The organism is Caloramator proteoclasticus DSM 10124, assembly GCF_900129265.1.
Taxonomy (GTDB): domain Bacteria; phylum Bacillota; class Clostridia; order Clostridiales; family Caloramatoraceae; genus Thermobrachium; species Thermobrachium proteoclasticum.
The window spans coordinates 1-8166 of sequence record NZ_FQVG01000074.1; the positions used below are offsets into that span (position 1 = coordinate 1).

General features: G+C 31.2%; 6 protein-coding genes and 1 pseudogene. 6 read left to right on the top strand and 1 reads right to left on the bottom strand.

Annotated elements, in window-relative coordinates:
* Positions 1 to 1063 (top strand): phosphoenolpyruvate--protein phosphotransferase (ptsP, locus tag BUB63_RS12135; protein ID WP_073250102.1); only part of this gene is annotated, 1063 nt, incomplete at its 5' end.
* 64 nt (positions 1064 to 1127) lie between these two features.
* Positions 1128 to 2033, top strand: a complete 906-nt coding sequence (locus BUB63_RS12140; RefSeq protein WP_200790283.1) for a DMT family transporter — start codon at positions 1128 to 1130, stop codon at positions 2031 to 2033.
* A gap of 306 nt (positions 2034 to 2339) precedes the next feature.
* On the opposite strand, the gene BUB63_RS12145 is transcribed toward BUB63_RS12140, so the two are convergent.
* Complete coding sequence (locus BUB63_RS12145; RefSeq protein ID WP_073250106.1) at positions 2340 to 3662, bottom strand: glycosyl hydrolase family 18 protein; 1323 nt, start codon at positions 3660 to 3662, stop codon at positions 2340 to 2342.
* 160 nt (positions 3663 to 3822) lie between these two features.
* On the opposite strand from BUB63_RS12145, the gene BUB63_RS12150 reads away from it, so the two are divergent.
* The 4 genes and pseudogenes from BUB63_RS12150 to BUB63_RS12165 form a co-directional block, all read left to right on the top strand.
* Positions 3823 to 4596, top strand: coding sequence for an ABC transporter ATP-binding protein (locus BUB63_RS12150; RefSeq protein ID WP_370882846.1), 774 nt, complete (start codon positions 3823 to 3825; stop codon positions 4594 to 4596).
* A 246-nt stretch (positions 4597 to 4842) separates the two neighbouring features.
* On the top strand, positions 4843 to 5769 hold the full coding sequence (locus BUB63_RS12155) for a DUF5692 family protein (protein WP_073250109.1): 927 nt from the start codon (positions 4843 to 4845) through the stop codon (positions 5767 to 5769).
* A gap of 152 nt (positions 5770 to 5921) precedes the next feature.
* Positions 5922 to 6857 carry an RpnC/YadD family protein gene (locus tag BUB63_RS12160; RefSeq protein ID WP_073250115.1) on the top strand — a complete coding sequence of 312 codons (936 nt, stop codon included), beginning with the start codon at positions 5922 to 5924 and terminating at the stop codon, positions 6855 to 6857.
* 123 nt (positions 6858 to 6980) lie between these two features.
* Positions 6981 to 8166 (top strand): annotated as a pseudogene (locus tag BUB63_RS12165) (IS256 family transposase); the annotation flags it as partial.

The following is an 8166-nucleotide window of genomic DNA, read 5'->3' on the forward strand; positions in this document are numbered from 1 at the left end:
AGATGGTGATGAAGGCGTTGTAATAGTAAATCCAGATGAAGAAACTCTACAAAAGTACAGAGAAAAGCAAAAGAAGTTAGTAGAGTATAAGAAGGAACTATCAAAACTTGTAAATGCTGAGTCAATAACAATTGACGGAAGAAAGGTAGAACTTGCTGCAAATATAGGTACACCAAGCAACGTTGAAGGAGCACTTAAAAACGGTGCAGAGGGTGTAGGATTATTTAGAACAGAGTTCCTATATATGGATAAGGACAGCCTTCCAACAGAAGAAGAACAGTTTGAAGCCTACAAGGCAGTTTTAGAGGGAATGGGAGGAAGACCGGTTGTTATAAGAACTTTAGATATAGGTGGAGATAAGAAGCTACCATATCTAAAGATTGATGAGGAAATGAACCCATTCCTTGGATATAGAGCTATAAGACTATGTCTTGACAGAAAGGACATATTTAAGACTCAACTTAGAGCACTATTTAGAGCATCTGTATATGGAAACTTAAAGATAATGTTCCCAATGATATCAGGTGTAGATGAATTAAGACAAGCAAAGGCAGTGGTTGAGGAAGTTAAAAACGAACTTAAGGCAGAAGGAATTGCCTATAGCGACAACGTAGAGATAGGTATAATGATAGAAATTCCATCAGCTGCGGTTATTTCAGATATATTAGCAAAGGAAGTAGATTTCTTTAGTATAGGAACAAATGACCTAATTCAATATACAGTAGCAGTTGATAGAATGAATGAAAAGATATCATACCTATATGATCCATTCCATCCAGCAGTTTTAAGATTAATAAAGATGGTAATAGACAATGCACATAAAGAAGGAAAATGGGCTGGTATGTGTGGAGAAATGGCAGGAGATGAAAGAATAATTCCAGTTCTATTAGGATTTGGACTTGATGAGTTTAGTATGAGTGCATCCTCAATACTAAAGGCAAGAAAGTTAATAACAAGCCTAAACTACGAAGAAGCAAAGAAACTATCAGATGAAGTTATAATGTGTGCAACTTCTGAAGAGATAAAGAGCAAAATAGAATATAAAAATTGGAATGATAGATAAATGTCTATCATTCCTTTTTTGCATCTATTATGTTAGAATATACAAGATGAATAGGAGGTGCGTTATGAAGAAGTATTTGCCATACTTGGCTGGAGTTACGATGTCTTTAATTTTTGGTTTTTCCTTTATATTTAGTAAAGCTGCATTAGAGACGCTGTCAACCTTTGAACTTTTATTTTTAAGGTTCACAACAGCAACAATAACAATGTCACTTTTAATATTGTTTGGAATTGTTAAGGTAAATTTAAGAGGCAAAAATTTAAAACCACTAATATTAGTTGCCCTTTGGCAGCCAATAATTTATTTTATTATGGAAACAAAGGGGCTTCAGTATACTACATCATCAGAGGCTGGAGTTATGATGGCATTTATTCCTGTACTTGTTGCAATACTTGCTGCGTTTTTACTTGATGAAAAACCATCAAATCTCCAATGGATATTTATAGTTATATCTGTTGTAGGGGTTCTAACTATTGTATTAGGTGGAGGAAATTTAGAGGCAAAGGGCCAATTAAGAGGAATTATATTTTTACTCTCTGCAGTTTTTAGTGCTGCAATGTTTAATATCTATTCAAGAAGAGCCTCACAGAATTTTACACCATACGAGACGACTTATTTTATGATGATACTTGGGATGATTGTTTTTGGGACACTATATTTTATTCAAGGTATAATGTCTAATGATATTAGTATTTTATCTAAGATAAATACACAGGTTTCAATTTCAATTTTCTACCTTGGTGTATTGTCATCTGTTTTTGCATTTTTGCTTGTAAATTACAGTTTATCAAAGCTTCCTGCATCACAATCATCAGTCTTTGCGAACCTTACTACAGTTGTATCGGTTATAGCTGGTATTACAATAAGAGGTGAAAGTTTTGAAAGCTACAAATTGATTGGTGCAGTAATGATAATTATTGGTGTGTGGGGGACAAACTATTTTGGAATACTTAACAAAAATAGGGCATAAAGCCCTGAGATTGTTGATAAACATAGTTGTTAGCTAAATTTTGAAAAAGCCCCATGAATGGATTTCAATAGGCTCTTTCATAAGCTTTAGCAATTCTTAGCTTTTTGACTTTGAAAAAGTCCGTAATTCGGCACAGGACGTGCCGAGCCGAGCGGCCATCAGGACGATGGCATCGCGAGGGTAGGACTTTTTCAAACAAAGAAAAGCTTAGAATTGATTAGCGAAATGAACGAATGCCCAAGAAATCCTTCATGGGGCTAATCAATATATAATTTTTTAGCAGCAATAGGGCATAAAGCCCTATTTTTATTTGTTAAATTTAGCCTTTATCATATTCATATAATCTGCATTTTCAAGTCCAAGTCTCCAAATAGCAACTCCAGAAAGATTATAGTTATTTACTAAATCAAGCTTATATGCAGTGCTCTTGTCATTTTCAAACCAAACAGAATGTGCAACTCCATTTACATCCGTATAATTAAAATAAGGTGATTTTGACACATCATCCCAAAGGATAGTTGCATTATTGCTATTTGCAATGCTATAGATTCCATTTATACTGTATGCCTTTGTGCCATTTGAGGACCAATCATATCCGTAGGCTGCAAGTCCTAAGAAAATCTTTTCCTTTGGAACAACAGTAATAGTATAATCTATTACCTTCTGCACCCACCCAATGGATGCAATAGCACCAGGTGTACCCCCTGGATAGTGTTCATCGTAGGTCATTAGTATAAATTGATCTACGTACTTTGAAAGTTCGGCATAATCATAGGCACCTGTCCAGCTATTAGTTGAGCTGTCATATGTTTTGGCAGGGACAGAGATACCTATTATATATCCTTGTGGTTTTAATGCAGTATAAAGCTCCTTCATAAAGGTTGAAAGATAGCTTCTGTCGTAGTAGTAAACTCCTTCAAGGTCTATGTTTACACCTTTATAACCATTTAGTTTTAGTGCATTGGATATATTATTTATAAGAGCTTGTCTATTTTGTGCATTTTCAAGTAGCTGCTTTGCTATGTCACCACTGAAGTTATTACTTACCATTGCAATAGGAACTATTCCATTGTTGTTTGCATAATTAATTTGTTCAGTTGGAACTAAACCTGATATATTTCCAAGCCCATCTGTTATATATGTGTGTGTAATTACTGTGTTTAAAAGAGAAGTATTGTTTACCATAGAATTATAGGAGGACTTGTCACCGCTGTAATAGTAGGTTGTAAATCCAATAACCTGCTTTTGATTATTAATAACAATATTCTGAGTAGTTACTTTTATATGAGCAGAATCACCTGATGTGCCATAGGTATTGTAGGCACGAACAAAAAACCAATATACTGTAGCAGGTTTTAAATTTGTAACTTTATAGCTTGTTGCTGAAGTAGTTGCGATTTGTGTGTAGTTTGAATCATTTAGAGTTGCCATAAATACTTTATAGCCTGTTGCACCTTGACAACTTGTCCAAGTCAAAGTAACTTCGCTTGTTGTTATACTTGATGCACTTATGCTTGAAGGTGCAGCAGGAGCTGTTCCTTTTCTTACTTTTGCAAAGGCTGTTACAAAAATTGTAAGTGTAAAAATAAAAAGTATGATTGATAGAATCAATTTTTTCTTATTTGTCATATACTACCCCCCTAAAACTTTATATATTATTTATCGTAACGAATAATTACAAAGTTTAAATGTAATTTATGGGTATATTACCAATGAAAAAGTAGTTTAAAACTTGAAAATAATTATATTTTGTGTCAAAATTAACCTATATAGACGTATAAGGAGGATTATGATGGATAATATAATTTCAGTTGAAAATTTATATATGGATTATGGAAGTGGGGATGTATTAAAGGGAATTAGCTTTGAGGTGCCAAAGGGGCAGATTGTTGGTTATATTGGTCCAAATGGTGCTGGTAAAAGTACAACTATTAGAATATTTTTAGGAATGACAAGTGGATATAGAGGTACTGTTAAAATTTTTGGTGAAGATATAAGGGATAAATATGAGTATAAGAGAAGAATAGGTTATGTTCCAGAAATTGTTGAATTCTATGACAGCCTAACTCCAGTTGAATATCTAAATTTTATAGGAAGTATATATGGACTTGAGGAAAATAAACTCAATAAAAAGATAGACGAGCTACTAAATATTTTTGACCTCTATGAAGTAAAAAATACAAGGATTTCATCCTTTTCAAAGGGGATGAAGCAGAAGCTTGCAATAATCTCATCAATAATACATAACCCAGACCTGATATTCTTTGATGAACCAATTACAGGCCTTGATGCAAATAGTGCAATGGTCTTTAAAGAAATGATGCAGGCATTAAAAAATGAAGGCAAAACCATATTTTACTCATCCCATATTATGGAGGTTGTAGAAAAGGTAAGTGATAGAATACTTCTTTTAAATGATGGCCAAATTGTAGCAGATGGTAACTTTGAAGAACTTAAGGAGAAGGTATTAGGAAGCAGCCTTGAGGATATATTTAACACATTAACTGGATTTACAAACCATTCAGAGGTTGCAAATAGACTTGTTGAGGTAATTAATTCGTAAATGAAGGTAGCTGATATGTAAATTATTGTATTTAAATTTGAAATTTTGATTAATGAGGTATTATTTTAGACGTGTTTATGCACGTCTTTTTATATAAAGATTTTTAGAAAACGTTAACTATAATTTACATATAAAGTTATTTACCAATATTTACTTTAACAAAATTTTCTGATACAATAAAATTGTAATAATTATTACAAATATTTTTAAAATTATAGCGACTAAGTCGTGTAAAGGGGGAATTATATGTTTTTATTTGAACCGCTATCATTTGCACAAATTGTTATGGGGGTTATTGTATTAGTAGGACTTATTTTAGTTAATGAACTTGCACGCAGGAATAAGTATTTTGCAATCTTCTTATTCATTATTCTTCCAATTATATTAACCTTTACAGTATGGCCTAAAACAGCAGGAGAAGGTTCAAGTGTTGGAACTTGGTTCCATTGGGCAAAGGTATATTCTGCACTTGCAGGATGTATAGGATTTATGGCAATTAGGTATAACAAGAAATTGCAAACAAATAAATATGCTTTGATGTTCCCACCATTTATACTTTCACTAAATATTATGGAGGCAGTAATAAGAGATTTTCAATGTTACAGCTATAATGGGCTTGTTGATGGAGTTACAATAATTGGTGGTCCTTGGAACATAATGAATGGCATAGCAGGAATACTAAATATCATAACCTTATCAGGTTGGGTAGGTATAGTAATTAGTAAGGATAAAAGCCAAGATATGATTTGGCCAGACCAGCTATGGTTTTGGATAATTGCATACGACCTATGGAACTTTGCATATGTATATAACTGTGTATCGGACCATTCATATTATGCAGGACTTGCATTACTTCTATCCTGTACAATCCCAGCCTTCTTTATAAAGAAGGGAGCTTGGTTACAACACAGAGCACAGACCTTAGCTACTTGGATGATGTTTGTAATGTGCTTCCCAAATTTTGTTGATACTTCAAAGTATGCAGTAAAATCCTCCCATAGCACAACAGCATTATTTGTTGTAAGCCTACTTGCATTACTATCCAACATAGCGGTATTTGTTTATCATTACTATAAGATATTTAAATACAAGAAGAATCCATTTAAAGAAGAGGTACACAGTGACCTTAAATCCTATAAGGTTGTATTAAAGAGTAATAATTTAACAATGTAAACAAAAAGCATCTGAATTTCAGATGCTTTTTTAAATAAGAGCAATATCATTTATAATTTATACTATGTATGATATTGTTATTATGATGGAGGATGAAACAAAATTTTCTTTATGGTATAATTAAAATACAAGATAAATATAGAGGTGGCAATATGTCAAATATACATATATCGCACAATAATAACGATATAATTTTAAAATATATGGCAGAGGCATTTAAAGATACGACTTTAGAATTTTTAGGTATTAAACTTCCCAAAATAAAGTCAGTAATACCAACAGATTTACCAATAATTGATGTAAAAGAAGAGGTTATGGATTTTGTGTTTTTGTTAGAAGATGATTCATTGTTGCACTTAGAATTTCAAACAACTTATAAAAAGGATGATTTAATTAGGTTTAATTTATATGACTTAAGGTTATATAAAAAGGAAAGAAAACCAGTTAGAACTATTGTTATTTATTCAGCAGACATTAATGATGATAATATAATTACAGAATTAAGGATAGGTCCTAACAATCTTTATAAAGTAGAAAAAATTCTAATGAAAAGATTTGATGGAGATAGAACTTTAGAACATTTAAAAAGTGTAATTTTGAGTGAAAAAGAATTGACTGAATTAGACAAGTTAAATTTAATATTTTTACCTTTGATGAAATCAAAAAAAGATAAAAATGAATTAGCGATTACGGCTGTTGAACTTGCTAAAGAAATAAATGATAAAGATTTAAAAATGTTTTGTATATCAGCAATAATAGCTATTTCGGATAAGTTTATAGATAAGGAATATATAAATAAATTGAAGGAGGTGTTTGAAATGACTAAAGTTGGTTATTTATTAAAGCAGGAAGGTATTCAACAAGGTATCCAACAAGGAATAAATGAAGGTATAATAAAAGCAAAAAAACAGGATATAGAAAAATTCTTGAATAAAAAATTTAAAGAAGATTTGCACGAGATAATATTTTTGATAAGTAAAATAAATAATATAGAGGCGTTAGATAAAATATTTGATTTAGCTATAGATTGTATAAACTATGAAGATTTTAAAAATGAGATTATAAAAATACAACGTGAAATTATGTAAATTAAACCCTCCTATTTAAGATAAGTTCTTAAATAGGGAGACTGTAAATAATTTTGTGTAAATTGATTAAAAGCCTCTTTCTTGGTAAGAATTAGAATATAAACCAAGAAGGAGGTTTTTAAAATGTCATTGCTAACAAAAGAACAATTAAAAGCTTTTATTAACCAAAATAATATTCAATCTGTAAATGACTTATACGCGTCATTAAAAGAACTTTTTAAAGAAACCCTACAAGAAATGCTTGAAGCGGAACTCTCATCAAGTCTTGGTTATGAAAAATATGAAAAAACAGATAAAAATAATTCTAACTCAAGAAATGGATATACTCAAAAGACTGTTAAAACTCAATTCGGAGAAATGGAAATTGATATTCCACGTGATAGAAATGGGGAATTTGAGCCCCAAATTGTACCAAAGTACAAAAGAGATATTTCTGGAATAGAGGAAAAAGTCATTGCTCTTTATGGGAGGGGTATGTCTACAAGAGACATTCATGACCAAATTAAAGAATATATGGTATAGATGTTTCTGCTGAAATGGTTAGTAAGATAACTGAAAGAATAGTTCCTGAAATTAAAAGTTGGCAGTCAAGACCTCTAGAAAAAATATATCATTTTGTATTCATGGACGCTATACATTACAAAGTTAGAACTGATGGACACATAATTAATAGAGCTGCTTACGTTGTTTTAGGTGTAACTGTTGAAGGTAAAAAAGAAATTTTAGGTATATGCATAGGTGAAAATGAAAGTTATAGATTTTGGCTTGGTGTTTTAAATGAACTTAAAAATAGAGGAGTAGAAGATGTATTGATATTTTCAGTGGATGGTTTAGCTGGTATTAAAGAAGCTATTCAAGCAGCTTTCCCAAATTCAGAAATTCAAAGATGTGTTATTCATCAATTAAGAAACTGTTTTAAATATGTTTCGTATAAACATTTAAAGGAATTTAGTAAGGATTTTAAAGCTGTATATCAAGCACCTAATGAAGAAATAGCAAGAGAAGAATTTGAAAAATTAAAAAGCAAATGGCAAGGTCAATATCCCTATGCTATTAAAAGCTGGGAAAATAATTGGGATGTATTGAGTCCATTTTATAAATTTCCTAATGAAATCAGAAAAATTATGTATACAACTAATATTATTGAAGGCTTTCATAGGCAATTGAGAAAAGTTACAAAATCAAAAACTATATTCCCTTCAGATGAATCACTAGAAAAAATGCTTTACCTTGTTAGTATGAATGTGGTAAAGAAATGGACTCAAAGATATAAAAATTGGGATATGGTATTAAACCAATTATTAATAAT

Bases quoted from the DNA above. Each gene is read 5' to 3' on its own strand.
- BUB63_RS12160 (WP_073250115.1), top strand. From the start codon at position 5,922: ATGTCAAATATACATATATCGCACAATAATAACGATATAATTTTAAAA.
- BUB63_RS12145 (WP_073250106.1), bottom strand. From the start codon at position 3,662: ATGACAAATAAGAAAAAATTGATTCTATCAATCATACTTTTTATTTTT.
- BUB63_RS12140 (WP_200790283.1), top strand. From the start codon at position 1,128: ATGAAGAAGTATTTGCCATACTTGGCTGGAGTTACGATGTCTTTAATT.
- BUB63_RS12155 (WP_073250109.1), top strand. From the start codon at position 4,843: ATGTTTTTATTTGAACCGCTATCATTTGCACAAATTGTTATGGGGGTT.
- BUB63_RS12150 (WP_370882846.1), top strand. From the start codon at position 3,823: ATGATGGATAATATAATTTCAGTTGAAAATTTATATATGGATTATGGA.